At 59.3% G+C, this 23,535-nt stretch carries 25 protein-coding genes; 21 read left to right on the top strand and 4 right to left on the bottom strand.

Annotated features, from left to right (window positions below):
- Positions 1–13 precede the first annotated feature (13 nt).
- The 10 genes from C7J97_RS03890 to C7J97_RS03845 all read left to right on the top strand — a co-directional run bounded on the left by C7J97_RS03890 (position 14) and on the right by C7J97_RS03845 (position 9,152).
- Positions 14–1,447, top strand: coding sequence for a DUF7088 domain-containing protein (locus tag C7J97_RS03890; RefSeq protein WP_113992080.1), 1,434 nt, complete (start codon positions 14–16; stop codon positions 1,445–1,447).
- 10 nt (positions 1,448–1,457) lie between these two features.
- Positions 1,458–2,435, top strand: coding sequence for a DUF4340 domain-containing protein (locus C7J97_RS03885; RefSeq protein WP_113992079.1), 978 nt, complete (start codon positions 1,458–1,460; stop codon positions 2,433–2,435).
- 250 nt (positions 2,436–2,685) lie between these two features.
- On the top strand, positions 2,686–3,732 hold the full coding sequence (potA, locus tag C7J97_RS03880) for a spermidine/putrescine ABC transporter ATP-binding protein (protein ID WP_015538395.1): 1,047 nt from the start codon (positions 2,686–2,688) through the stop codon (positions 3,730–3,732).
- A 6-nt stretch (positions 3,733–3,738) separates the two neighbouring features.
- A complete protein-coding gene (locus C7J97_RS03875; RefSeq protein WP_005926516.1) occupies positions 3,739–4,554 on the top strand; it encodes an ABC transporter permease in 816 nt (271 codons plus the stop codon).
- Positions 4,554–5,402, top strand: coding sequence for an ABC transporter permease (locus C7J97_RS03870; RefSeq protein WP_113992078.1), 849 nt, complete (start codon positions 4,554–4,556; stop codon positions 5,400–5,402). The genes C7J97_RS03875 and C7J97_RS03870 overlap by 1 nt, the downstream gene beginning before the upstream one ends.
- Complete coding sequence (locus C7J97_RS03865; RefSeq protein ID WP_113992077.1) at positions 5,399–6,631, top strand: ABC transporter substrate-binding protein; 1,233 nt, start codon at positions 5,399–5,401, stop codon at positions 6,629–6,631. Before C7J97_RS03870 ends, C7J97_RS03865 begins: the two co-directional genes overlap by 4 nt.
- A gap of 67 nt (positions 6,632–6,698) precedes the next feature.
- Complete coding sequence (locus tag C7J97_RS03860) at positions 6,699–7,436, top strand: acyl-[acyl-carrier-protein] thioesterase (protein WP_113992076.1); 738 nt, start codon at positions 6,699–6,701, stop codon at positions 7,434–7,436.
- Between the two features lie 21 nt (positions 7,437–7,457).
- Positions 7,458–8,027: a chromate transporter gene (locus tag C7J97_RS03855; protein ID WP_113992075.1), complete on the top strand. Its 570-nt coding sequence runs from the start codon at positions 7,458–7,460 to the stop codon at positions 8,025–8,027.
- Complete coding sequence (locus tag C7J97_RS03850) at positions 8,024–8,596, top strand: chromate transporter (RefSeq protein ID WP_113992074.1); 573 nt, start codon at positions 8,024–8,026, stop codon at positions 8,594–8,596. Before C7J97_RS03855 ends, C7J97_RS03850 begins: the two co-directional genes overlap by 4 nt.
- Before the next feature lie 22 nt (positions 8,597–8,618).
- A complete protein-coding gene (locus C7J97_RS03845) occupies positions 8,619–9,152 on the top strand; it encodes an LOG family protein (RefSeq protein ID WP_113992073.1) in 534 nt (177 codons plus the stop codon).
- A gap of 253 nt (positions 9,153–9,405) precedes the next feature.
- Here the strand turns inward: C7J97_RS03845 and C7J97_RS03840 are convergent, their stop codons facing one another.
- The gene (locus C7J97_RS03840) at positions 9,406–9,675 is read right to left on the bottom strand and encodes a hypothetical protein (RefSeq protein WP_097786226.1); all 270 of its coding nucleotides are present in this window, start codon (positions 9,673–9,675) and stop codon (positions 9,406–9,408) included.
- A gap of 364 nt (positions 9,676–10,039) precedes the next feature.
- On the opposite strand from C7J97_RS03840, the gene C7J97_RS14965 reads away from it, so the two are divergent.
- Together C7J97_RS14965 and C7J97_RS03835 are read left to right on the top strand one after the other, a co-directional pair.
- Positions 10,040–10,204 (top strand): hypothetical protein, encoded by a 165-nt coding sequence (locus tag C7J97_RS14965; protein WP_170126625.1) that lies wholly within the window; start codon positions 10,040–10,042, stop codon positions 10,202–10,204.
- A gap of 179 nt (positions 10,205–10,383) precedes the next feature.
- Positions 10,384–11,004 carry a ZIP family metal transporter gene (locus C7J97_RS03835; protein ID WP_005926489.1) on the top strand — a complete coding sequence of 207 codons (621 nt, stop codon included), beginning with the start codon at positions 10,384–10,386 and terminating at the stop codon, positions 11,002–11,004.
- Between the two features lie 66 nt (positions 11,005–11,070).
- On the opposite strand, the gene C7J97_RS03830 is transcribed toward C7J97_RS03835, so the two are convergent.
- On the bottom strand, positions 11,071–12,432 hold the full coding sequence (locus tag C7J97_RS03830) for an MATE family efflux transporter (protein WP_113992071.1): 1,362 nt from the start codon (positions 12,430–12,432) through the stop codon (positions 11,071–11,073).
- A gap of 206 nt (positions 12,433–12,638) precedes the next feature.
- Between C7J97_RS03830 and C7J97_RS03825 the strand changes: the two genes are divergently transcribed.
- The 3 genes from C7J97_RS03825 (at position 12,639) to spoIVA (ending at position 16,502) form a co-directional block, all read left to right on the top strand.
- Positions 12,639–13,247: a sugar transferase gene (locus C7J97_RS03825; protein ID WP_112091104.1), complete on the top strand. Its 609-nt coding sequence runs from the start codon at positions 12,639–12,641 to the stop codon at positions 13,245–13,247.
- A 162-nt stretch (positions 13,248–13,409) separates the two neighbouring features.
- Positions 13,410–14,744, top strand: a complete 1,335-nt coding sequence (gene aspS, locus C7J97_RS03820; RefSeq protein WP_113992070.1) for an aspartate--tRNA(Asn) ligase — start codon at positions 13,410–13,412, stop codon at positions 14,742–14,744.
- A gap of 264 nt (positions 14,745–15,008) precedes the next feature.
- Positions 15,009–16,502 carry a stage IV sporulation protein A gene (gene spoIVA, locus C7J97_RS03815; RefSeq protein WP_113992069.1) on the top strand — a complete coding sequence of 498 codons (1,494 nt, stop codon included), beginning with the start codon at positions 15,009–15,011 and terminating at the stop codon, positions 16,500–16,502.
- A 66-nt stretch (positions 16,503–16,568) separates the two neighbouring features.
- Here the strand turns inward: spoIVA and C7J97_RS03810 are convergent, their stop codons facing one another.
- Positions 16,569–17,120: a DUF4364 family protein gene (locus C7J97_RS03810; RefSeq protein WP_005926470.1), complete on the bottom strand. Its 552-nt coding sequence runs from the start codon at positions 17,118–17,120 to the stop codon at positions 16,569–16,571.
- Between the two features lie 108 nt (positions 17,121–17,228).
- Positions 17,229–18,164, bottom strand: a complete 936-nt coding sequence (locus C7J97_RS03805; RefSeq protein WP_113992068.1) for a S1 RNA-binding domain-containing protein — start codon at positions 18,162–18,164, stop codon at positions 17,229–17,231.
- 201 nt (positions 18,165–18,365) lie between these two features.
- On the opposite strand from C7J97_RS03805, the gene C7J97_RS03800 reads away from it, so the two are divergent.
- The 6 genes from C7J97_RS03800 (at position 18,366) to C7J97_RS03775 (ending at position 23,504) form a co-directional block, all read left to right on the top strand.
- Positions 18,366–18,557 carry a DUF951 domain-containing protein gene (locus C7J97_RS03800; RefSeq protein ID WP_113992067.1) on the top strand — a complete coding sequence of 64 codons (192 nt, stop codon included), beginning with the start codon at positions 18,366–18,368 and terminating at the stop codon, positions 18,555–18,557.
- Positions 18,558–18,607: 50 nt separating this feature from the next.
- Positions 18,608–19,693, top strand: a complete 1,086-nt coding sequence (gene prfA, locus C7J97_RS03795; RefSeq protein ID WP_113992066.1) for a peptide chain release factor 1 — start codon at positions 18,608–18,610, stop codon at positions 19,691–19,693.
- A gap of 80 nt (positions 19,694–19,773) precedes the next feature.
- Positions 19,774–20,799: an L-threonylcarbamoyladenylate synthase gene (locus tag C7J97_RS03790; RefSeq protein ID WP_113992065.1), complete on the top strand. Its 1,026-nt coding sequence runs from the start codon at positions 19,774–19,776 to the stop codon at positions 20,797–20,799.
- A complete protein-coding gene (gene coaE, locus C7J97_RS03785; protein ID WP_113992064.1) occupies positions 20,796–21,413 on the top strand; it encodes a dephospho-CoA kinase in 618 nt (205 codons plus the stop codon). Before C7J97_RS03790 ends, coaE begins: the two co-directional genes overlap by 4 nt.
- Complete coding sequence (locus C7J97_RS03780) at positions 21,410–22,075, top strand: lytic transglycosylase domain-containing protein (RefSeq protein ID WP_113992063.1); 666 nt, start codon at positions 21,410–21,412, stop codon at positions 22,073–22,075. Before coaE ends, C7J97_RS03780 begins: the two co-directional genes overlap by 4 nt.
- A gap of 25 nt (positions 22,076–22,100) precedes the next feature.
- Entirely contained in the window at positions 22,101–23,504 is a 1,404-nt protein-coding gene (locus C7J97_RS03775; protein ID WP_005926443.1) for an aminopeptidase, read from the top strand.
- Positions 23,505–23,535: the final 31 nt, after the last annotated feature.

Raw genomic sequence — 23,535 nt, 5'->3', positions numbered from 1 at the left:
GGAGGCCACAACGATGAAATGGAACAAGAACGCAGCCTCCCAAAAGGGCAGGGTGTTCCGCAGCGGGCTGCTGTCCACCGCCATGCTGGCGGCATTGCTGGTGCTGGCGGTGCTGCTCAACCTGCTGGTGCGGGCCATCCCTGCAAAATATACCGAGTTCGACCTCTCCGAGGCCAAAATGTACACCCTGAGCGACAGCACCAAAGCGCTGGTGGAGGGGCTGGAAAAGGATGTGCACATCTATTACCTCTGTGAAACCGGCAGCGAGGATACCATCATCACAAAGCTGCTGGATCACTACGCCGCCGAGAGCGGGCACCTGAGCTGGGAACAGAAGGACCCCACCCTGTACCCAACCTTTGCCGCAAAGTATGGCGCAGAGAATGTTTCCACCGGCAGTCTGATCGTCACCTGCGGGGAGAACAGCACCGTACTGGATGCCGCCGACCTGTACGAGTACGATTATACCGACTACTACACCACCGGCTCTGCCAGCGTGACCTTTGGCGGCGAAAAGCAGATCACCTCTGCCATTTATAAGCTTACCGCAGCCGGGCAGAGCCACGCCTACTATACCACCAACCACGGCGAGCAGACCCTGACCGACTCCCTGACCGATGCGCTGGACGCCCAGAATATCGACGCCCAGCCGCTGGATCTGCTCACAAGCACCATCCCGGAGGACTGCGATCTGCTCATCATCAACGCACCCACCACCGATTTTTCCGCAGGGGACAGCCTTGTGGATGAGATCAGCCAGCTGCAAGATTATCTGGCGGCGGGCGGCAAGCTGCTGCTGACCAGCAGCGTCTACGCCCAGACCCCACAGCTAGACGCCGTGCTGGCGCAGTTCGGCCTTGCCCGCGCAGAGGGCATGGTGGTGGAGGGCGACAGCAGCAAGGCACTGTATAACTCTGCATGGTCGCTGCTGCCGGACTACGGCACGCCCACCGAGAGCACCGCGCTGAACGGTGTGAATACCAGCACCCATGTCATGCTGTCGGTGGCGCAGGGCATCACAGTCACTGAGACCGAGGATGTCACCGCCGAGCCGCTGCTGAACAGCTCCTCCGCTGCCTATGCCAAAACCGACATCAACGACCTTACCACCATGGAGCGGGAGGACGGGAACGCAGATGGCCCCTTTGCGCTGGCCGTCTGGGCGCGGAACGAGGACACCGGCGCCGAGGTCCTCTGGATCGGCTGCCCCAATATGGATAACGAGCAGCTTTATCAGTCCATGCCCGGCAATCTGACCTTTTTGCAGGGCTGCGCCGCTTCTCTGGTGGGGCAGGATATCCTTGTGGACACCAAGGCACTGGAAGCCGAGCCCATCACGGTGGCAGGCTCTACCGCCGCTGCACTGGGGCTGACCTTTGTGTTCGTGCTCCCGGCGGCGGTGCTCATTGCCGGGGCAGTGGTGGTGCTGCTGCGCCGCCGCAGATAAGGAGACCGCCATGAAAACAAAACAGCGTGTCCTGCTGGCGTTGCTGGCAGCGGCAGTGCTGCTGGGCGCGGCACTGTGGGCGGTGATCCGCAGCAACGCCAAGGCCGAGCAGGCCGCCAGTGCCGCCGCCGAGGGCAGCATCCCGCTTTCCAGCTTTGCCGCTGAGGACTTAGAGCAGATCGAATACACCTTCGACGGCCAGACCTACACCCTGCAATATTCCGGCGGCAGCTGGCAGCTGGCACAGGACCCCGCCTATCATCTGGACGAGAGCGCCTGCAACACCATGCGCACCGCCCTGATGGCGCTGAATGCCAAGCGCAGCCTGACACCGCAGGCAGGGGAGGACTACGGGCTGGACAGCCCGCAGCTCACGGTCACGGTCACGGCGGCAGGGCAGAGCACTACCCTGACCTTCGGGGCAGAAAACCCGGTCACCGGGGATCTCTATGTGCAAAAAGCCGGGGACGATGCCATCTACACCGTCAGCGGCAACAAAGCCGCCTGCTTCCAGCTGGATAAGGCCGGGCTCTTCGGCAGCTTCTGCCCCACCGGACTCACCGCTTCGGCCATTACGCAGGTAGCCTATACGCTGGCAGATGGCACCTCCGTCACCCTGAACGCCGTCAGTGAGACGACCGAAAGCGCTGACAGCGCTTCTTCCACTGCCTACGAGACGGTGTGGCGGCTGGCCTCTGACCCCGCCGCAGGCCTTGCACAGGATAAGGTGCAAGGCCTGCTGTCTGCTCTGTGCACCTATGCCACCGCTCAGACTACGGACGCAGACCTTGCCGCCTGCGGTTTTGATGCACCGGTATTCACCGCCGTAGTCACCAGCGAGGACGGCTCCACCGTGCAGCTGGCCTACGCCTGCGGTACGGACGGGTGGTATCTGCAGGTGGAAGGGGATACCTCGGTATACACAGTGGATACAAGCACTGTGCAGGCGCTTCTGCTGACGGAAAACGACCTGAAAACGCAGGAATGATTGTTTTTGTACGCTGCACCGAAACCAAGGTGCAGCGTATATTTTTTTGCAGCTTTTTATAAAGTTGCGGCAAACATCGGCAGAGTGATTGACAATCCGACTGTGATTGTTTATTATAAACCGTGACAGGGTAAGTCCGCCGCGCAAGATCATGCTTCTGTGCGGGGCGGAGCACCCCTTATACGCAAAAAAGATGGGGCAGGTTCCCTGTCTTTTTTCGTATCTGAGAACAAGGAGGATAACATATAAAATGGACAACTCGGTGGTCGTTTCACTGCGGGATATCGTAGTGGAATTTGATGGACAGCGCATTCTGGATGGGCTGAATCTGGATATCCATGATAAGGAGTTCGTGACGCTGCTCGGTTCCTCCGGCTGCGGCAAAACCACCACCCTGCGCCTGATCGCAGGCTTTCTGGAGCCAAACGCCGGCAAGGTGCTGCTGAAAGGGGAGGACATTACCGGTGTGCCGCCCTACAAGCGCCCGGTGAATACCGTGTTCCAGAAATACGCGCTGTTCCCGCACCTGAACGTGTTCGAGAACGTGGCCTTTGGTCTGCGGCTCAAAAAACTGGACGAGGACACCATCCGTCGCAAGGTGCGCGATATGCTGGAGGTCGTGGGCTTAAAGGGCTTCGAGCGCCGCAGCATCAGCCAGATGTCCGGCGGTCAGCAGCAGCGCGTGGCCATTGCCCGCAGTCTGGTCAACGAGCCGGAGATCCTGCTGCTGGACGAGCCGCTGGGTGCGCTGGACCTGAAGCTGCGCAAGGAGATGCAGCTGGAGCTCAAGCGGTTGCAGCGCGAGATGAACATCACCTTTATCTATGTCACCCACGATCAGGAGGAAGCGCTTACCATGTCCGATACCGTCGTGGTTATGAACGGCGGCAAGGTGCAGCAGATCGGCACCCCGGAGGATATCTACAACGAGCCGAAAAATGCCTTTGTGGCAGACTTTATCGGCGATTCCAACATCGTGGACGGCGTGATGCACAAGGACTTTCTGGTGTCCTTCTCCGGCGTGGATTTCCCCTGCGTGGACCGCGGCTTTGCCCGGGAGCAGAGCGTGCAGGTGGTGGTGCGCCCGGAGGATATCGAGGTGGTATCCCCTGTGGAGGGTCAGCTTGTGGGCGTGGTGAATGATGTCATCTTCAAGGGCGTGCACTTTGAGATGCACGTGGAGTGCGAAGGCCGCGAGTGGCTGATCCACTCCACCCGTGCCTGCACCCCCGGCGAGACCATCGGTATGCGCATCGGCCCCAACGAGATCCATATCATGGCGCGGAGCGAGGGGTGATGTGCCATGAAGATCTATGATAAAAAGCTGGCCTATCCGTACTTTGTATGGATGGTGCTGTTTACCGTTGTGCCTCTGTTCATTGTGGTGTACTATGCCATGACCGATGCCGAGGGCAACTTTACCCTGAATAACCTCACCTCCATCAGCGGCTACGGCTCGGTGTTTGCCCGCAGTCTGCTGCTGGCGCTTATTGCCACGGTTATCTGCCTTGTCATCGCCTTCCCGGTGGGCTATTTTCTGTCCCGGTTGCGGGTGAACAAGCAGCACATCATGCTTATGCTGGTCATGCTGCCCATGTGGATGAACTTTTTGCTGCGTACCTACGCATGGATGGGTCTGCTCAGCGTCAATGGCCCGGTGAACACCCTGCTGGGCTTTATCGGCCTTGGCCCCTATACCATGCTCAACACCTCCGGTGCGGTAGTGCTGGGCATGGTGTATAACTATGTGCCCTACATGATCCTGCCGCTGTACACCAGCATGACCAAGATCGACCAGAGCCTTGTGGAAGCTGCGCAGGATCTTGGTGCCAACACCACCAAGACCCTTGTGCGGGTGCTCATCCCCATGAGCGTGCCGGGCATCAGCACCGGCATCACCATGGTGTTCGTGCCTGCAGTGTCTACCTTTGTCATCAGCCGTATGCTGGGCGGCGGCTCTAATCTGCTGATCGGTGACTTGATCGAGATGCAGTTCTTGGGCAACAGCTACAACCTGAACGTCGGCTCTGCCATGAGCCTTGTGCTGATGATCATCGTACTGCTGTGCATGAGCTTTACATCCAGCTTTGACGAGGATGAAATGGAGGGCGTATCCTGATGAAAACAAAACATCTGCGCCTGATGCAGCGGGTCTACATCATCCTGTTCTTCTGCTTCATGTACCTGCCCATTGCCTACATGATCGTGTTCAGCTTCAACCAGAGCAAGGGCTATTCGCTGTTTACAGGCTTTACCTTTAAATGGTACCGCAGCCTGTTCACGAATGCGTCCATCCTCCACGCGCTGTGGGTGTCCGTTGAGGTGGCCATCCTGTCTGCCATCATCGCCACGGTGCTGGGCACGGCAGCCAGCCTTGGCATTGCCTCCATGAGCCGCAAAAGCCGCCTGCTGGTGACCAACATCACTTATATCCCGGTGGTCAACCCGGAGATCATCACCGGCATCTCCCTGATGCTGCTGTTCGTGGCCTACCAGCGCTTTGCCACGCAGTCCGCATGGCTGCCGGACAACATCATGGGTCTGCCCACGCTGCTCATTGCGCATATCGCGTTCAACGTGCCTTACGTTATCTTTAACGTAAGCCCCAAGCTCAAGCAGCTGGATATCAAGCTGTACGAGGCAGCGCTGGATCTTGGCTGCGACCCCCGGCAGGCCTTCTTCAAGGTCATTCTGCCGGAGATCAGCCCCGCCATCCTTTCTGCCTTCCTCATCTGCCTGACCTATTCCATCGACGATTTCATGATCTCCTACTTCAACTGCGGCACCGTGGAGACCCTGCCCATTGCCATCTACTCCATGACCCGTAAAAAGGTCAGCCCGGAGATCTACGCGTTGTCCACCATCATGTTCGTGGTCATCCTCAGCGTCATTCTGGTGTCCAATGCCATGGAGAGCCGCAGCTACCGCCGGGATCAGAAAACGCTGCGAAAGGAGGGCGCACGATGAAACGCATTGCTGCATTGCTGCTGACGCTGGCTGTGGCGCTGTGCGCCGCACTGCCGGTGCTTGCCGCCGGTACTATTGAGGTGACCGAGGACGTCTCGGTGTCGGACGCTTACGACTGGACCCGCTTCAAGGGGCAGAACGTCACCCTGAATGTCTATAACTGGGGCGAGTACATCTCCAACGGCTCGGACGACAGTGTGGACGTGGTTGCTGCCTTTGAAAAGCTGACCGGCATCAAGGTGAACTACACCACCTTCGACTCCAACGAGTCCCTGTACGCCAAGCTCAAGTCCGGCGCAGCCAACTACGATGTGATCATCCCCTCCGACTACATGGTGGCAAAGATGATCAACGAGGGGATGCTTGCACCCCTTGACTACGAGAATATCCCCAATTTCCAGAAGATCGATATGGGCTATCGCAACCCGGATTACGACCCGCAGAACGCCTACACCGTACCCTATATGCTGTGCACCACCGGCATCATCTACAACACCACTATGGTGGACGAAGCCCCTACCTGCTGGGCAGACCTGTGGGATGAGCAGTATGCGGGCAACATTCTGATGTTCAACAACAGCCGCGATGCCTACGCCATCGCCGCGTTCAAGAGCGGCCACAGCATCAACCCCGCCACCCCGGAAGAGGTGGACGAGGTGGTAGAGGAGCTCAAGGCACAGAAGCCGCTGGTGCAGGCCTACGTCATGGACGAGATCTTTGATAAGATGATCGGCGGCGAGGCGGCCATCGGCGTGTACTACTCCGGCGATGCCATTACCATGATCGACGATAACCCGGATCTGGCTTGGGTGTTCCCGGAGGAGGGCAGTGTGCTTTCGGTGGACTGCATGGCTGTGCCTGCTGCCAGCGAGCACAAAGAGGCCGCCGAGATGTTCATCAACTTCATGTGCGAGACCGATATCGGCAAGGCCAACAGCGAGTACATCGGCTACACCACCCCCATGCACGATGTTTGGGAGGTGCTGGACGAGGATCTGAAGACCAGTGAGATCGCCTATCCGTCTGAGGAGGACGCCGCCCGCGAGAAGGTGTTCACCGCCCTGAGCGATGAGGTGAACAGCGAACTGGATCTGAAGTGGAGCGAGATGAAGAGCTACGACGAGGGCGGCGGCAGCTACCTGTTTTTGCTGCTGCTGCTGGCCATGCTGGCGCTGGCCTGCTTCAATATCTGGCGCAAAGTGCGCAGAAAGACCCGCAATCAGTATTGATCGTTTCAACCAAGGCTGCCGTCCCGGACGTGGTGCGGCGGCCTTTTTCCGATAGGAGGGAAAGACTATGGAACAATTTTATTATCAAGGTACTGCCGTGGTAGAAAATGCCGACGCAGACTGCCACAGCCTGCTCAAGGCCAGCGCCCTGCTGCGCTATGTGGAGCAGATCTCTTCCATGCATGCCCGCCACTTTGGCATGGACGATAAGTTTTTTGAGGATCACGGCGTAGCGTTTCTGGTGGGCAAGCAGGCGCTGCGGTTTAACCGTGTGCCCCGCCGGGGCGAGACTTTGACCCTTTGCTCCCGCTCAGAAAAGGCTCTCCGCGGCTCCATCAAGCGCGTCACCACCCTTACGGACGAAGCCGGGCAGGAAGTAGCCATGGTGGACAGCCGCTGGATCATGTCCAGCCTTGAGGATGGGCACATCCTGCGCCAGCCGGGCTGGACGGTAGAGGGATACTGGAACGAGACGGTGGAAGAGAAACTGCCCCTTTTGCTGCATAAGCGCCGGGACAGCCTGACCAGCGCCGGCCTGTTTACGGCGCGCTACTCCCAGTGCGACCTGCACTACCACATCAATAACGCTTTTTATCTGGATATCGTCTGTGACGCGCTGCCGCTGGAGATCATGCGCGATCATGTTGTGAAGTTCGCCTCCATCAATTACCACCGCGAAGTCCCCATGGGGCAGCAGGTGGAGGTTTTCTACACCCCCTCGGATGATGGCTGGTACTTTATTGCCAAGCACGCGGACAAAACGGCTTTCGAGTGCTATCTGGAACTGGAGCCGGTCAAACAGTAAGTGCCCGGAGGAAAAATGCCTATGTCCAAGACGAGGGAACTGTTCGGCACCTTTTTCAAGATCGGTGCCTTTACTTTTGGCGGCGGCTACGCCATGGTGGCGCTGCTGGAACACGAATTTGTAGAAAAAAAGCGCTGGCTCACCCGGGAGGAGTTTCTGGATATGGTCGCTATTGCCGAGTCCACCCCCGGCCCTGTGGCGGTGAACAGCGCCACCTACATCGGCTATAAGCTGGCTGGTGTTGCCGGTGCGGCGGCTTCCACTCTGGCAGTGTGCCTGCCGTCCTTTGCAGTCATCTACCTTATTTCGCTCTTCTTCGACCGCTTTTTGCAGCTGACGGTGGTAGCGAATGCCTTCAAGGGCATTCAGGCCTGTGTCATCTACCTGATCTTATCCGCAGGGGTCAAGATGCTCAAAAACTTGCAGCGCACCCCCTTCAACACGGCAGTGGTGGCGGTGGTGCTGGCGGCCATGGTGGGCTGCTCTATGCTGGCGGTAAAATTTTCCTCCATCTGCTGCATTTTGCTTTGCGGCGCAGCCGGGGTGCTGGCCTACGCGATAGGGCGGGGGAAGAAAGGCGGCACAAAATGATCTTGTTGGAGCTGTTCTGGAATTTCCTTGTCATCGGTGCAGTGTCCTTTGGCGGCGGCTACGGCATGATCTCGCTGGTACGGGAAACGGTGCTGGGGCACTGCTGGCTGACCGAGAGCGAATTTCTCAGCTTTATCGCAGTGTCAGAGTCTACGCCCGGCCCGCTGGCGGTGAACATGGCCACCTTTATCGGCGCTTCGCAGGCGGGGCTGGCAGGCTCCTTTGTGGCAACGGTGGGGGTGGTGTTGCCCTCTTTTGTCATCATTCTGCTCATTGCAGCGGCGCTGCACAGCCTGATGAAGTACGCCGGGGTCAACGCCTTTTTGGCTGGGGTACGTCCCTGCGTGGTGGCTATGATCCTGGCCACCGCCTGCACCATGGGGCTTTCCACGCTGGGCGGCTTTACCACCCTTGTCGGCGGCTTTGCTCCGGATATGCGTGCACTGGCGGTGTTTGCCCTGCTGGGCATTCTGCATTTTGCCTATAAAAAGAAAACGCAGAAAGCGCCGTCCCCCATCGGGATGATCTTACTTTCTGCGGTGCTGGGCGCGGTGCTGTGGAGCATCTGACCCGGAAGGAGAGGTTGACAAAATGAACATTACCGTGTATCTGGGGGCAAACCTTGGTACCGACCCTGCACTGCCGCAGGCTGTGCAGCAGCTGGGGCGCTGGATCGGCGAAAGCGGCAACGCGCTGGTGTACGGCGGCAGCAAAAGCGGCCTGATGGGGCTTTTGGCCGACAGTGTGCTGGCCGCAGGCGGCCGGGTGACCGGCGTAGAACCCAAGTGCTTTCTGGACGCAGAGCTGCAGCATGAGGGACTGACCGAGTTGATCGTGACCGAGGACATCCCCTCCCGCAAGACCAAAATGATCGAGCTGGGGGATGCCTTTATCGCGTTTCCAGGCGGCACCGGTACGCTGGAGGAGATCACCGAGGTCATCAGCAAGCTGTCGCTGGGGCAGCTGGACGCGCCCTGCATCCTCTACGACCTGAACGGCTACTACCAGCCCCTGCATCAGCTTTTGCAGCAGATGATCACCATGGGGCTTTCTACTCCGGCGCGGCAGCGGAATATCACCTTTGCCGCCGACCTTGCTCAAATCCGCGCGATCCTTGAAAAATGATATTGGAAAGCTTACTTCTCAAACGTAAGGAGACTGCTGTACATGGCTTTGTGCGGCGGTCTTTTTTCATAAAATGGGATACCGGGGCGTCCGCAGACGACCCGGTTTCCCGAAAAAAATCATTCCGCTGGTTATGCCCATAGCGCACGCGGAGGGCATTTAAAATCTTTCTGCGCAACCAAAAAGGCCGCTGCACGAAATCAATGTGCAGCGGCCTTTTGCTATCCTGTTATGTACGCTGTGCGCGTTAAACTTAGGCGGCAGTGGTGGAAGCAGCCTCAGAAGAAGCAGCCTCGCTGACAGCAGCCTCAGAGGAAGCAGCCTCGGAAGATGCAGCCTCAGAGGAAGCGGCCTCGCTGGAAGCAGCCTCAGAAGAAGCAGCCTCGGAAACAGCGGTGGTGCTTGCGGAAGCAGCCTCAGAGGTGGAGGAAGCAGCAGCGCTAGAAGCAGAACCACCGCAAGCGGTCATGCCAGCAGCCAGAGCCAGAGCAACAACAGCGATGCAAATATTCTTGAGTTTCATATCAATGATCTCCTTAGTCTTCTTGTAAATGTTTGGCAGCGGGCTTTCGGTAGCGCCTCACTGCGATGCTATATTCTAATCCGTTTTTGAAAAAAATCAAGAGGATTTTGGTCGAAAGTTATAATCCATGTAAAGAATCTACATAGTTGTCATAAAGTTTCGCCAAAAGTAAAAGACTTTTTGGCAAAAATAAAGCGCGGGATAGAGCCTGTACCGCCGGGCGGGAAGCACAAAAACAGAAAAATTTGAAAAATACTCATAAAATCCTTTTTATTGTACTGTAAATGTGGATAATAGAGACACAACGAGGGACGGACATCCCCCGGAAGGCTGAACGACAAGAAAATTTATGGAGGGTACTACAATGAAAGACTTTGATTTTGGCTACTTTGGCACCGGCGACGAGGGCTATGCCCAGTACATGACCGCGTTCGAGCGCAATTTCAACGCGGACAGCACTGACAGCTTTGCGTCCGATGACGCAGACTGCGATGCAGGCAGCTGCGACAGCACTGAGGACGATTTCTGAGCCTGCACCCTTTTGCCCGTTTGTGCATACAAAGGGCAAAGGGGGAATGCGGCTTGAACCGGATCGTTTTCACACTTTGTGTCTGGCTGTTCCCGGCGGCGTGTACCGCGCTGGGAGCAGCAGGGGTGTTTTTGCTGCGCAGGCAGACAAGGCCGGCTACCCGGCGCATTTTGTGCGGAATGGCGGCGGGTATCATGCTGGCGGCCAGCGTGTGGAGCCTGCTGCTGCCGGCCATTGCCCGGTCGCAGGGCAGGGCGGCATGGGTGCCCCCGGCACTGGGGCTTATTTTAGGCGCTGTGGGGCTTTTACGGCTGGAGGATGCCGCCGGGCAGCTGCTGGCTGGCGGCCCCGGGCATTGCGGGCGCATGGTGCTGGCGGTCACCCTGCATAACCTGCCGGAAGGCATGGTGGTGGGGCTGGCTGCGGCGCTGGCGCTGCACGGGGACGCGGACGCTGTAAGCGGCGCGCTGGCACTGAGCCTAGGTATCGGCTTGCAGAATATCCCGGAGGGGGCGGCGGTCAGTCTGCCGCTGACCCAGAGCGGGCGCACCCGGGGGCAGTCCTTTGCCGCCGGGGCGGCCTCCGGACTGGTGGAGCCCCTGGGCGCGGTGCTGGCCTTTGTGCTGGCCGAGTGGGTAGGCGCAGCGCTGCCGTGGCTCATGAGCGCGGCGGCGGGCTGTATGGTGTGTGTGACCGCACAGGAGATGATCCCTGAGGCGGTGGAACCGGATGAAGTGGCCGGTGTCATCAGCATCGTGCTGGGGTTTGCGCTGATGATGGCACTGGATGTGGCCCTGTGATATAGTAAAAGCAGCGCCGGACAGACCAAAAAAGTCTGTCCGGCGCTGCTTTTATGCAAAAAGGATTTATACCGTCTGCTGCTGCTTCTGGCGCAGATGCCGCCGCACCACAAGCAGGCAGGCCAGATGCACCAGTGCGGTCAGTGCCCAGCTGATGGGGTAGCTGATGTACAGCATAAAAGGGGTGCGGTTCAGCTGGAAAATAGTGGCGATCCACACCAGCCGCAGCACGCACACACCCACAAGGCTTACCACCATGGGCAGCACGCTGTAGCCCAGCCCGCGCAGGCTGCTGGCCAGCACGTCCATGATGCCGCACAGCAGATAGAAGCCGCAAATCAGGCGCAGCCGCTCGGCACCGGTGGCGATGACCGCAGTGTCCGAGGAGTAGAAGCGCAGCAGCTGGTGCCCCGCCAGTGCTGCGCCGCCGCCCAGCACAAGGCCGGTGACCACCGCACACAGCAGACAGTTGCGGATCACCCGGTCAAGGTTGTGGTACTTACGCGCGCCGATATTCTGGCTGGTAAAGGTGACAGCGGCCTGTGCAAAGGCGTTCATGGCGGTGTACACAAAGCCCTCCAGATTGGAGGAGGCAGAGTTGCCCGCCACAACCATGGAGCCGAAGGAGTTGATGGAGGACTGGATGACCACATTGGAAAGGCTGAACACCGTGCTCTGCAGCCCGGCAGGCAGGCCGATGAGCAAAATCTGCTTCAGCGTCCCGGCGTGGAAGGCCAGCCGCCGCAGGTCCAGCCGCAGCGCGCCCTTCTCCCGGACAAGCATCCCGGTCACCAGTAGTGCAGACACGGTCTGGCTGATGATGGTGGCCAGTGCCACGCCCGCCACGCTCATGGAAAAGCCGATGACAAAGACCAGATTCAGCACCACGTTGATGATACCGGCAGCGGCCAGACAGTACAGCGGGCGCTTGGTGTCGCCCACGGCCCGCAGCAGCGCACTGCTGAAGTTGTACAGCATGGTCATGGGCATGCCGATAAAATAAATCTTCAGGTACAGGGCAGAAAGGCCGATCACATCCTCCGGGCAGCTCATCAGCTCCAGCAGGCCGCGCGCGGCGCAAAAGCCCACCACTGCCAGCAATACGCCGCTGACTAAACCCAGCGCTACGGCAGTGTGTACCGTGTCCTGCACGCCTTTTTCGTCCCGGGCGCCAAAGCACCGGGCTGCCACCACATTGGCACCCAGCGAAAGCCCGACGAACAGGTTGACCAGCAGGTTGATCAACGCGCCGTTGGAGCCAACAGCGGCCAGCGCCGTGCTGCCCGCAAAGCGCCCCACCACCACAACGTCGGCGGCGTTGAACAGCAATTGCAGAATGCTGGATGCCGCCAGCGGCACGGAAAACAAAATGATCTTTTGCAGCATGGGCCCGCTGGTCAGGTCTGCGGAACGGCTGGTCGTAGCCATGAGTTATCTACCTCCTATAATAAACCTGAATTGACATAGCAATTGCCTATTATAGCGCGATATTAGGTAAAAAACAAGAGGTAAAGCGTCCACTTCCTCCAAAATCGCCAAATATCAGCCGCCGGGCACAGCCTGCAATTGAAAAATGCTGCCCATACTGCTATAATAAAGCGGTACACCCGTAGAAAACGGAGGAAGTTTTATTTATGTATCGAAATCGGATCAAACGGCTGCTGGATATTTTGCTGTCGGCCTGCGGCATCCTGTGCCTTTCGTGGCTGTTGCTGCTTTTGGCTGTTGCCATCAAGCTGGACTCGCCCGGGCCGGTGTTTTTTCGGCAGAAGCGGGTAGGCATCGGCAAGCGGCATTTCCAGATCCTCAAGTTCCGCACCATGCGCATCGACACCCCGCACGATATGCCTACCCATCTGCTGCACGACCCGGAGCAGTATATCACCCGCATGGGGCGCTTTCTGCGCAAGACCAGTCTGGACGAGCTGCCGCAGCTGTGGAACATCCTTGTGGGGGATATGGCAGTCATCGGGCCGCGCCCGGCGCTGTGGAACCAGTACGACCTGTTGGCTGAGCGGGACAAGTACGGCGCAAACGATGTGCGCCCGGGGCTGACCGGATGGGCGCAGATCCACGGCCGGGACGAACTGGAAATTGCCGAAAAGGCAAAGCTGGACGGCTGGTATGTGGAGCACATCAGCTTTGGGCTGGATGTGAAGTGCTTCTTTGGCACCATTACCGCCGTGCTCAAGCATGACGGCGTGGTGGAGGGCGGCACCGGCACCCTGCATGACGAAAAATGATCTATTATATGGAGACACCGGAGCCTTGGCTGACGCTCCGGTGTCTCCATTTTTACAGAAAGCACAGCACAGACCGGCTGAAATTGGCATATCTCTTGATTTATCCCCTGAAAAGCGTATAATAAAACAGTACACAAGACGTTAAAGGAGGATTCCTGTATTATGGAACGCACCTATATCAATGAGGCTCAAAAGGCCATCGGCGGCACGGTGAAGGTGCAGGGCTTTATCGAGAACCTGCGCAACAGCAAGTATATGGCATTTATCGTGCTGAAGGATATTACCGGCAAGCTGCAGATCACGGTGGAGAAGGCCGACCACCCCGAGCTGGTGGATACCATCGACCAGCTCACACCGGACTCTGTCATCACCGTTACCGGCAAGGTGATGGAGAACGACTACGTCAAGATGGGCGGCGTGGAGATGATCCCCGAGAGCATCGAGGTGGAGAGCACCGCCAATGCACTGCCCATCGTCCGCAAGGAAATCGCAGCCACTAAGAAAAAGAAGGCTGTGGAGCGCTCCAGCATCGACCAGCGCATCGACTACCGCTGGATCGACCTGCGCACCGACGAGAACCAGCTGATGTTCAAGGCACAGAGCTGCTTCGTCAACGCCATGCGCAAGTTCCTGCTGGACCGCAACTTCATCGAGATCCACACCCCCAAGCTGATCGCTGCTGCCAGCGAGAGCGGCTCTGAGGTGTTCAAGGTGGACTACTTCGACCGCAACGCTTATCTGGCACAGAGCCCCCAGTTCTATAAGCAGATGGCCATGGCTGCCGGCTTTGAGCGTATCTTCGAGACCGGTCCTGTGTTCCGCGCTGAGAAGAGCTACACCAACAAGCACGCTACTGAGTTCTCCGGCTTCGATCTGGAGTTCAGCTACATCACCTCCTTCAAAGACGTGATGAAGATGGAAGAGGAACTGCTGACCGCCGGTCTGCAGGCCGTTAAGGACAGCTACGGCGACCAGATCAAGGAGTTGTTCGGACTGGAAGTCATCGTGCCCACCACGCCGTTCCCGGTGGTCAAGCTGGCAGACCTGTATAAGGCTCTGGAGGAAGAGTTCGGCTACACCGTGGACGAGAGCGAGAAGGGTGATCTGACCACCGAGGCCGAGCGCCTGAGCTACGACTGGGTCAAGAAGCACTACGGCCACGAGTTCCTGTTCATCACCGATTACTCTGCCGAGAAGCGCGCTTTCTACCATATGCGCGACGAGAACGGCGTGCCGCAGGGCTACGACCTGATCTGGCGCGGTGTGGAGATCACCACCGGTGCCCAGCGCGAGCATCGCTACGAGGTGCTGAAGAAGCAGGCTGAGGAGAAGGGTCTGGCCGAGGACGTCAAGTTCTATCTGGAGTTCTTCCAGTACGGCTGCCCGCCCCACGGCGGCTTTGGTCTGGGCATCGACCGCCTGACCATGCTGCTGTGCGGCCTGAGCATCAAGGACGCCGAGTTCCTGTTCCGCGGCCCCAACCGCCTGACCCCGTGATTTTATAAAACCTTTCTGAGAGCTGCTGTGTGTTTGCATGGCAGCTCTTTTTTTGAGTCCCGTGAAAAGGCAATTGAGGAAAGTCTGCGGATTTTCCTCAATTGCAATTATATAAAATAATTTTTCCGCAGATTATGCCCAGAGCAAAGCGGAGGGCATTTAAGATCGTCCCGGCATAATAAGCGCTCCCTTTTCATACGATACAACGAGCACACCCACCCCTACGGGCGCGGTGCGCAGCGCAACAGGAAGGGGAGAAGGACCTTGGAGAAACAGGAACAGAACAGCATCTGTCGCGAGATCGGCGCACGCACCGGCGGGGATATCTACATCGGTGTGGTGGGGCCGGTGCGCAGCGGCAAATCCACCTTTATCAAGCGGTTCATGGAGCAGCTGGTGCTGCCCGCCATGTCCGGCTCTGCCGCTGCCCGGGAACGTGCCCGGGACGAGCTGCCGCAGTCGGCAGCGGGGCGCACCATCATGACCACCGAGCCGAAATTCATCCCGGAGACCGCCGTGCCCTTGCAGCTGGAGGGCGGCGGGGCGTGCCGGGTGCGGCTGATCGACTGTGTGGGCTACATGGTGGAGGGCGCTATGGGGCACGAGGAGGACGCAAAGCCCCGCATGGTCAAAAGCCCGTGGTTTGAGCAGGAGGTGCCCTTTGATCTTGCCGCAGAGACCGGCACCCGCAAGGTGATCTGTGAGCACTCCACCATCGGGGTGGTGGTCACTACGGACGGTTCGGTCAGCGATATCCCCCGGGCAGGCTACGCAGAGGCAGAAAAGCGGGTCGTCACCGAGTTGGAAGCGCTGGGCAAGCCCTATATCATCCTGCTCAACAGCACCCACCCGGACGCGCCGGAGACCCGGCAGCTGGCCGAGGGAATGGCGCGGGACTACCACCGCACCGTGCTGCCGGTAAGCTGTGTGGACTTGGATGCCGCCATGCTGGGGGAGATTTTACGGCGGGTGCTGTATGAATTTCCGGTGCAGGAGCTGGATTTTGCCCTGCCCCGCTGGGTGACCATGCTGGAGCCCGGGCATTGGCTGCAAACGCAGGTATACGCAGCCGCCATGCAGCTGGCAGAGCGGGTGTCCCGCATGAAGGATCTGCCCACTGGAACGGACGCCCCTGCGCTGGAATGCGATGCCGTGCAGCGCTCGGCAGTGGCGGGGGCAGACCTTGCCGCCGGCAGTGTGCGGGTGAGTGTGGAGCTGAAGCCGGAGATCTTTTATCAGGTGCTCAGCGAGCAGACCGGGCTGGACATCGGGGACGAGGCCGGGTTGATGCCCTGCATCATGGAGCTGGCCCGGGCAAAGCGCGCCTACGAGAAGGTGCGCAGCGCCTTGGAGCAGGTGGAAGCCACCGGCTACGGCATCGTGATGCCCTCCATCGATGAGCTGCATCTGGAGCCGCCGGAGATCGTGCATCAGGATGGGCGCTGCGGGGTGCGGCTGCAAGCCTGTGCGCCCTCTATCCAGATGATGAAGGCCACTATCCATACAGAACTGAGCCCCATCGTGGGCACCGAGAAGCAGAGCGAGGACTTGGTGCAGAGCCTGCTGGCCGACTTTGCGGACGACCCGGTGCAGCTGTGGGAGTCCAACATTTTCGGCAAAAGCCTGCACGAGCTGGTGAACGACGGTTTGCAGAACAAGCTGCTGCACATCCCGCAGGAAGCCCGCACCCGCCTGCAGGAAACGCTGGAGCGGGTCATCAACGAGGGCTGCACTGGACTGATCTGTATCCTGATCTAGGGCGTATCTGAAAAAAATCCCCGCCCGTCGTAAGTTCTACTTACAGCGGGCGGGGATCATTCTGTCTTATTTTTCTTCCTCGGTCAGCTTGTTGATCAGCAGCTGATAGATCTCGTTGCCCTTCAGGATGAACTGCTTTTTCACCAGCTCGGCGCTCAGCCGGTCGGGCGCACCCAGTTCCAGACAGAACAGTTCGCTGTCCAGCCCCTTTACGGTGCAGCGCACGGTGCAGTGGCCGTCGGCCTTTTCGGTGATGCGGGCGCTGTACTTGGCCTCCTTGCGGGCCCATGTTTGGCAGCGCAGTACAGCAGCCACTGCCCGCTCCCGCACGCTGCGGGGCAGGTCGTAGGCCAGCTCCTGCGCCACCTTGCGACCTTTATCGGTAATGGTGTAGCTGTCGCCGGTCAGGGTGACCAGCGCCTGTTTTGTGATATCGTCCAGACAGGAGCCAATCTCAAAATAATTGACAAGGGCTTCCTCCATCAGGGCGTTCTCGATCTCCTGCCGGGTAATGGGACCGGCGTTTTTCACCAGATAGCACAGCAGCAGCCGGATCTCGGTGCTGCTGGTCAGGCCGCCGGGACGGACACCGGCGGTAAAAGCATCATTGGCGCTCATCGTTCCTTACATCCCCCTTGCGCTTTCACATGGTATCAAAGGTCTGCGCCGCTGCCAAAAGGGCGGGCAGCGGGCAGACAAAAACTCTTTCTATTAGTATAAAGGCTTTCAGCCCGGATTGCAAGCCGCAACGGCAAAATCTGTCTCAATGCGCTTGGGACATTCCGGTGTGGAGTACACCCACCTGTCCAGATGTCCCTCGGTGATGAAGTACCGCAGCTCAAACCGGTGGGGCTGGCTCAGGGCGTGGTTCACGATGACCAGCTTGATCTTCATCTTTTCCGGCAGAATGTTTTTGATGTAGACACTTACCGCCTGCCCGGGCGTAAGGCCGGTGCAGCTCTCCGCAAGCCCGGCAAGGTTCGGCGCAATCTCCACAAAGGTGCCGTATTCCTCCACGCTGCGCACGATGCCCACCACCGTTTCGCCTACGGTGAACCGGGCGGCGTTCTCTGCCCATGTGCCCAGCAGCTCCCGGATAGTCAGCACAAAGCGCCCCTGCGCGTCCCGGTTCTTGATGGCACACAAAATCTGCTGCCCTACGCTGACCCGGTCGGCAGGGGAGGAGATGCGGCTTACCGACATACAGTCGATGGGCAGCAGGGCACTGATGCCGCAGCCCACGTCACAAAACGCACCAAACGGCTCGATGTGGGTCACGGTACAGGGCAGGATATCCCCGGGCGAAAGGGTGTCCAGATACTCTGCCTTGCACAGCCGCTGCGCCTCGGCGCGGGAAAGCCGGTAGCAGGGCGCGCCGTCCTCGTCCGTGTCCAGCCCCTCGATGACAAAACAGGTGGGGCGTCCCACCCGGGTCAGCACCGCAATATCCCGCACGGTACCTGCCTCGGCACCGTCTGCGCACTGGGCAAAGGGCATCACTGCCTTTACGCCGCCCAGCTCAAACCGCAGCTGCCGCCGGGTGTCAAAGGCAAGGGCAGTGGCCTGTAAAATCTCGCCGCTGGCCATGGCAGCCCGCAGCTCGGCAGGGGACAGACGGGCGGCAGAACGGTAACTGTTTTCGGTACGATAAGCTTGCATCATGTTTCATTCCTCTTTCTATATGGTTTTCGGGTCTCTGTGCGATGCTACAACGATATGCAGCAGTGTGCGCAGATATTTGCATTTTGTGCGGCTTTGCATTATACTATATCTGTATGCGCAGCACCCGCTCAGCGGGCGGCGGCACACACTGGCTCTGCCGGGCATCTGCGCGGCAGAAAAGAAGGGAGAGGTCGGATAAATATGGACGTCGCTGTGGGAGATACCATCCTCACCCGCAAAAAGCACCCCTGCGGAGCATCCAGCTTCGAGGTGCTGCGGGTGGGCATGGATTTTAAGATCCGCTGCACCGGCTGCGGACGCGAGGTCATGCTGCCCCGCGCCAAAATTGAAAAGAACATCAAAAAGGTGGTAAAGCCCGGCAGTGCGCAGTAGCGCAGCCAACGCACCCGAACCGGAACGAATTTGTAAGGAGAACTGCAAGGATGCAAGATATTTCTTCCCGGATGGATGCGGTCTGCCGCCGCTTTGAGGAACTTTCCATGCGGCTGAACCAGCCCGATACCGCCGCCGACCCGGCGCTGTTCCGCAAGCTGATGCGGGAGTACCACGATACAGAGCCGGTGGTGGAGGCTTACCGGGACTGGCAGACCGCGCTGGATCATCTGGCGCAGGCCAAAGCCCTGCTGGAGGAGCCCGGTTCACTGGACCCGGACTTCAAGCAGATGATACAGCAGGAAATCGGCGAAAAAAGTCAAGATGTGGCAAAGCTGGAAAATAATCTCAAAATTTTGCTGCTGCCCAAGGACGTGAACGACGGCAAAAACGTCATCATGGAGATCCGCAGCGGTGCCGGCGGCGAGGAAGCCGCCCTGTTTGCCCACAGCCTGCTGCGCATGTACACCATGTACGCCCAGAACCGTGGTTGGACGCTGGAACTGCTCAACCTGAACGAGACCGAACTTGGCGGCGTAAAGGAAGCCATCGTCTCAGTGGATGGCGTAGGTGCATATAACCGTCTCAAGTATGAGAGCGGGGTGCACCGGGTGCAGCGGGTGCCGGAGACCGAGACCCAAGGCCGCATCCACACCTCCACCGCCACCGTGGCGGTAATGCCGCAGGCAGAGGAGGTGGACTTTGCGCTGGATATGAAGGACCTGCGCATTGATACCTTCCGCTCCTCCGGTGCGGGCGGTCAGCACATCAACAAGACCTCCAGTGCCATCCGCGTGACCCATATCCCCACAGGTACGGTGGTGGAGTGCCAGAACGAGCGCAGCCAGTTCCAGAACAAGGATAAAGCGCTGGAAATCCTGCGCAGCCGCCTCCTTGCACAAAAGCAGAAGGAGCAGCAGGATGCCATCAACGCCCAGCGTCAGGGGCAGGTGGGCACCGGAGACCGCAGTGAGAAGATTCGCACCTACAACTTCCCGCAGGACCGCTGCACCGACCACCGCATCGGCCTGACCGTCCACAATCTGGAAAAGATCATGGACGGCAATCTGGACGAGGTCATTGACGCTCTTGCCACCCGCGAGCAGACTGAAAAGCTGCAAAGGCTGGGCGGGTAAAACCCGGTTTTGCGGGTGCAAAACCATCCAAACGACTGCCAAGCAAATATACTTTACAGATAGAAAGAACGATGATTCGTATGGAAATCAAAACCAGAGTTTTGCCTGCCGATGAAGCAGGCGTAGCCGAGGCCGCGCAGCTGCTGCGGCAGGGTCAGCTTGTGGCCCTGCCAACAGAAACGGTCTACGGCATTGCCGCCGATGCCCGCAACGGTGCGGCGGTGCGCGATATCTTTGTGGCCAAGGGGCGCCCGCAGGATAACCCCCTTATCGTCCACGTCACCGGGCCGGAGATGCTGCCGGGTCTTGTCAGCGAGGTGCCGGAGCGTGCCCAGCTGCTGATGGCAGCCTTCTGCCCCGGCCCACTGACTATCATCATGCCGCGCGGGCCGGAGGTGGCGGATGAGTGCTGCGCCGGACTGGATACTGTGGGCATTCGTATGCCCAGCCACCCGGTAGCGCGGGCGGTCATCCAGCAGAGCGGCTGCGCCTTTGCCGCCCCCAGCGCCAACCTTTCCGGCAAGCCCAGCCCCACCAACGCACAGGATGTGTTCACCGATATGGATGGCCGCCTGCCGCTGATTTTGGACGGCGGCGAGTGCGATGTGGGTGTGGAAAGCACCGTGGTGTCGGTGGTGGGGGAGAAGCCCACCCTGTTCCGCCCCGGCCACATCACGCTGGAGGACTTGGAACGCGCCCTCGGCGAAGAGGTAGAGGTGTCCAAGGCCATTCTGGAAAAGCTGCCGGAGGGTGCTGTGGTGCGCAGCCCGGGCATGAAGTATAAGCACTACGCCCCCAAGGCCGATGTGACCTTGCTCAACGGTACCTTTGCGCAGTTCAAGGCCTATGTGGACGCCCATAAAGACGAGAACCCCAGCTGCCTGTGCTTTACCGGCGAAAGCGCAAAGCTGGATGTGCCCTGCGTGGAATACGGCCGCGAGGGGGACGGTGCTGATCAGGCAAAGCACATCTTCCGCTCCCTGCGGGCGCTGGATGAGCAGGGCGATGGCGTAGTCTACGCCCGCTGCCCGCAGAAGGACGGCCTGTCCATGGCAGTGTACAACCGCCTGATCCGCGCCGCCGCCTTCCGGGTGATCGATCTATGATCACCTTAGGCATCACAGGGCGCAGCGGCTGCGGCAAGTCCACGGTCACAGCGGTATTTGCCGCCCATGGCGTGCCGCTGGCCGACGCCGATCAGCTCAGCCGGGAAATTTTACTGCCCGGCTCGCCGCTGCTGCCGCAGCTGGCGGCGCGGTTCGGCGGGGATATTTTAAAGCCGGACGGCACGCTGGACCGCCGTCTGCTGGCTGACCGCGCCTTTGCCACCCCGGAGGGCAAGGCCGCGCTGGACAGTCTGACCCACCCCGCCATCGTGGCACGCATCCGCGCCGCAAAGCAGGCGGCGCAGGTCGCCGGAGCACCTCTTTTTGTGCTGGACGGTGCGGTCATCGTGGGTACTGCGGCACAGGCTGAATGTGACCGCCTGTGCGTGGTCACTGCGCCCTTTGAGACCAGTGTGGCGCGCATCGTGGCGCGGGACGGTATCTCGCCGGAGATGGCTGCCCGCCGCCTGAACGCTCAGACCCCGGAACAAACCCTGACCGCACAGGCAGACTACACCCTGCACAACGACGCCGGGTTGGAGGCGCTGCAAGCCGCAGCCGCCCGCCTGTGTGAGCGGCTGCAGGCAGAAGGGGGCGTGACGGCAGCGCTTTGAACGAACAAAATTATGAAAAAGCCTACGACCCCATCGCCGCCCGGGAGCGCCGCGCCGCGCGGGAAAAACTGCGTCACCGCAAACAGCAGCGCCGCCGCCGGATGGTGCTGCGGCTGGTCGCTTTGTGCTTGGCAGTGGTGCTTACGGTGTGCGTGGTGCCGCCTTTGTGCAACCGGGCAGAGCAGCTTTTGTACCCCCGCAAGTACGAGCAGCTGGTGGAAAAATGGGCAGCAGCCTATGAGTTGGATCCGCTGCTGGTCTACGCCTTTATCCGCACCGAAAGCGGCTTCGACCCGCAGGCTACCTCCAGTGTGGATGCCCGGGGCTTGATGCAGATGACTGAGGAGACCTTTCTCTGGATGCGCAGCAAAATTGCCCCGGAGGAGCCGCTGACCTTTGCCGACCTGTACGACCCCGATACCGCCATTCGCTTTGGGTGTTACTACCTGCACCTTTGCATGGTGCGCTACAAAGGGGATGTATCCACGGCGGCGGCGGCCTACCACAGCGGCTGGGGCACAGTGGATCAGCTGCTGCAAATAGAGGAACACTCGGCAGATGGGGAAACGCTGCAGGGCTTCCCTTATAACCAGATGCACCACTACGTCAACAAGATCACCGCCTGCTACCAGGCCTATCAGCGTCTGTACGCAGGTCAATGATAAAAAGTTAAGGAGCAAAAAAATCATGAGTGAGAAACTTACTGCAAAAGAGTACGCTGAAAAGCTGCTCTACACCCCCGAATACGCTGCCGACAAGCAGGCAGACGTAAAGGAAAAGGCTGCTGCCTTTGCCGAGGGCTACAAGAAATTTATGGACAGCGCCAAGACCGAGCGCGAGGCTGCCGTTGTCAGCGAGCAGATGCTGCTGGCTGCCGGCTACAAGGCCTTTGAGCCTAAAAAGGCCTACGCCCCCGGCGAGAAGGTCTACTTCATTCAGGAGAACAAGGCTGTTGTGGCGGCTACCATCGGTCAGAAGCCCTATGAAGAGGGCTTCCGTCTGGTCATCGCCCACATCGACTGCCCCCGTCTGGACCTGCGTCCCAACCCCCTGTACGAGTCTGACCACATGAGCTACTTCCGCACCCACTACTACGGCGGTATACGCAAGTACCAGTGGGCTACCATCCCGCTGGCCATCCACGGCGTGTTCACCCGCGCCGACGGCTCCAGCGTCAACTTTGCCATCGGTGAGGACGAAAACGATCCCGTGTTCTGCATCACCGACCTGCTGCCCCATCTGGGTGCTGAGCAGAACGAGCGCAAGCTCAGCGAGGGCATCAAGGGCGAGGAGCTGAACGTGCTCATCGGCTCTGACACCGTGGAGGAAGAGGACGTCAAGGAGGCTGTCAAGCTGAACACCCTCATCCTGCTGAACCAGAAGTACGGCATCACTGAGCGCGACTTCACCCGCGCCGAGATTGAGGTGGTGCCCGCTGCCAAGGCACGCGATGTGGGCTTTGACCGCTCCATGATCGGTGCCTACGGCCACGATGACCGCGTGGATGCTTACCCCGCACTGCTGGCCGAGATCGAAACCAAGGACCCCGTGCACACCACCATCTGCGTGCTGACCGATAAGGAAGAGATCGGTTCCGACGGTGTGACCGGTATGCAGAGTATGTATGTGTTCCACTTTATGCAGCTGCTCTGCCGTGCTGCCGGTCAGGACGACATTCTCGCCTTCCGCAACAGCGTGTGCCTGTCTGCGGACGTGACCGCCGCCTACGACCCCTCTTGGGCAAGCGCCTTTGAGAAGCAGAACGGCACCTACGCCGGCCGCGGCATTGCCATCTTCAAGTACACCGGCAGCCGCGGCAAGAGCTCTGCCAGCGACGCCAACGCCGAGCTGCTGGGCGACATCACCCGGATGCTGGATGCCAACAACGTGGCATGGCAGATCGGCGAGATGGGTCGTCTGGATTTGGGCGGCGGCGGCACCATTGCCAAGTATGTGGCAAACCGCGGCATCAAGGTGCTGGATATGGGTGTGCCTGTGCTGTCCATGCACTCTCCCTTCGAGGTCATCCATAAGACCGACCTGTACATGGCTTACCGCACCTTCTCTGTGTTCTGCCAGTCTGCGGACTGATCCCCCGCGCTGACGGATATTTTGCATTGAA

It is taken from the genome of Faecalibacterium prausnitzii (assembly GCF_003324185.1).
GTDB classification, from domain to species: domain Bacteria; phylum Bacillota; class Clostridia; order Oscillospirales; family Ruminococcaceae; genus Faecalibacterium; species Faecalibacterium prausnitzii.
This window is presented reverse-complemented; position numbering and strand designations above follow the sequence as displayed.